The following is a 2,283-nucleotide window of genomic DNA, read 5'->3' on the forward strand; positions in this document are numbered from 1 at the left end:
GGCGAACGGCCCACGCCGGCTCGAACGCCGCGCGCAGGCAATCGCGCTTGGGCGCGAGCCCCTGCAGCTTGCGCGGTTGCCAGCCCAGTTGCTGCAGCCCGTCGCGCAGCGCCCGCGCCACCGTCCAGGTGGCCAGCCGGCTACCCACACGGGCAAAGCGGGTGACGCCCTTGAGAACATCCGGCGACCACATGTCCGGATTGCGCTCCGGGCTGAAGCCGTCGAGGAAGATGCTGTCGGCCTCGAAATGGCGCTGGGCGCGCAGCATGGGCCGCACGTCGCCGATGCACAGGGTGAGCAGCACCCGGCCGCCCTCGAAAGCCAGCCGGTGAAAGCCGGGCAGCAGGCCGTGCCACTGGTCGGCCAGTTGCCGCGCCAGCGGCGCGAGTTCCTCATAGCGGGCGGAGGCCCGCAGGATGTCTTCGCGCGAGACCGGATACGCCTCGACCGAGACGAAGTGCAGCAGGCTGGGGCGTGACGGGTCCTGCTTCCAGGCCTGCCAACTTGTCAGGAAATTGAGCCCGAGCCCGAAGCCGGTTTCGAGAATCCGCCATTGCGGACGGTTCGCCCAGGCGCCGGGCAGCCCGCAGCCGCCCAGGAAGACATGCCTTGCCTGGGCCAGGGCGCCGGTTTCGGTGTGATAGATGTCCGAGAAGCGCGGACTGTGCGGCACGCCGTCGGCGCGCCATTGCAGCGGCTCGGCGGGCGGCACCGCCGAATCAGCTCTGGGAACCCTCGGTGGGGGGGACGTAGCCCTGGGCCACGTCGGCGCCTTCGCCGAAGAAGTGCTTTTCCATCTGGCGGGCCAGGTACTGGCGGGCGCGCAGGTCGGCCAGGTTCAGCCGGTTCTCGTTCACGAGCATGGTCTGCTGCTTGAGCCAGGCGGCCCAGGCCTCCTTGCTCACGCTTTCCCAGATGCGCTTGCCGAGTTCGCCGGGGTAGGGCGGAAAGTCCAGACCTTCGGCCTCTTTGCCGAGCTTGATGCATTGAACCATGCGTGCCATGGGGGTGCCTGCCTTATGGAATTGGGGGTGGTGGGTCTTTAGTTGATTTGGCTATGAAGAACTGAGAACTCGGTAGTTCGCCTTTTCTTATGCCTCACCAAGAATTCAAACCTTCATCGATATGCATTTCTAGAGCAGAAACACCATGAAGAGCCTTCGCCGCAACTTTATCAAGCTTTCCCTGGGCGCTGCCGTGGGGGCCAGCATGGCCCTGACGGCGTTGCCGTCGCTGGCCCAGCAGCCGGTGCAGCTGCTCAACGTGTCGTACGACCCCACGCGCGAGCTGTATGTGGACTTCAACAAGGCCTTTGCCGCCTACTGGAAGGGCAAGACCGGCCAGGAGGTGAACGTCAAGCAGTCGCACGGCGGCTCGGGCAAGCAGGCCCGCTCCATCATCGACGGCCTGGAAGCCGACGTGGCCACCCTGGCCCTGGCCGGCGACACCGACGCGCTGGTGAGCCACGGCGGCCTGGTCAAGCCCGACTGGCAAAAGCGCCTGCCGCACAACGCCTCGCCCTACACCTCGACCATCGTGTTCCTGGTGAAGAAGGGCAACCCCAAGGGCCTGAAGGACTGGGACGACCTGACCAAGCCGGGCGTGCAGGTGATCACCCCCAACCCCAAGACCTCGGGCGGCGCCCGCTGGAACTACCTGGCCGCCTGGGAATTCGCCAAGCGCAAGTACGGAGGCGACGACAAGGCCAAGGAGTTCGTCGGCAAGCTCTACCAGCACGTGCCGGTGCTCGACACGGGCGCACGCGGCAGCACCATCACCTTCGTGCAGCGCAACGTGGGCGACGTGCTGCTGGCCTGGGAGAACGAGGCCTTCCTGGCCGTCAAGGAATTCGGCCCCGACAAGTTCGACATCGTGGTGCCTTCCATCTCCATCCTGGCCGAGCCGGCGGTGACGGTGGTGGACAAGGTGGTCGACAAGCGCGGCACCCGCGCCGTGGCCGAGGAATACCTCAAGTACTGGTACACCGACGAAGGCCAGGACATCGCCGGGCGCAACTACTACCGGCCCACCAGCGAGAAGGCCAAGGCCAAGTACGAGAAGCAGTTTCCGAAGCTGACCCTGTTCACCATCGACCAGGCCTTCGGTGGCTGGGCCAAGGCCGACAAGGCGCACTTCGCGGACGGCGGCTCCTTCGACCAGATCTACAGCAAGAGCAAGTAATGAGCACGAGCGGCAGCGTCCTGCTGGCGGCCGGCAGCCCTTCGGCGCCCTCGCGCTCCAGCGCCCTGCTGGAGGCGGTGGGCACCCGGCTGGCGCTGCGCG

General features: G+C 66.4%; 3 protein-coding genes. 1 reads left to right on the plus strand and 2 read right to left on the minus strand.

Features of this window, described 5'->3' with window-relative positions; all coding sequences use genetic code 11:
- Window positions 1-712, minus strand: a 712-nt coding sequence (gene mnmC2, locus VSO01S_RS26295) for a tRNA (5-methylaminomethyl-2-thiouridine)(34)-methyltransferase MnmC2 (RefSeq protein WP_153305458.1), incomplete at its 3' end; no start/stop codon positions are given.
- 7 nt (window positions 713-719) lie between these two features.
- Window positions 720-1,004: an oxidative damage protection protein gene (locus VSO01S_RS26300; RefSeq protein ID WP_068645692.1), complete on the minus strand. Its 285-nt coding sequence runs from the start codon at window positions 1,002-1,004 to the stop codon at window positions 720-722.
- Window positions 1,005-1,149: 145 nt separating this feature from the next.
- Between VSO01S_RS26300 and VSO01S_RS26305 the strand changes: the two genes are divergently transcribed.
- The gene (locus VSO01S_RS26305; protein ID WP_068645693.1) at window positions 1,150-2,181 is read left to right on the plus strand and encodes a sulfate ABC transporter substrate-binding protein; all 1,032 of its coding nucleotides are present in this window, start codon (window positions 1,150-1,152) and stop codon (window positions 2,179-2,181) included.
- Window positions 2,182-2,283: the final 102 nt, after the last annotated feature.

The organism is Variovorax soli NBRC 106424, from assembly GCF_001591385.1.
GTDB lineage: Bacteria > Pseudomonadota > Gammaproteobacteria > Burkholderiales > Burkholderiaceae_C > Variovorax > Variovorax soli.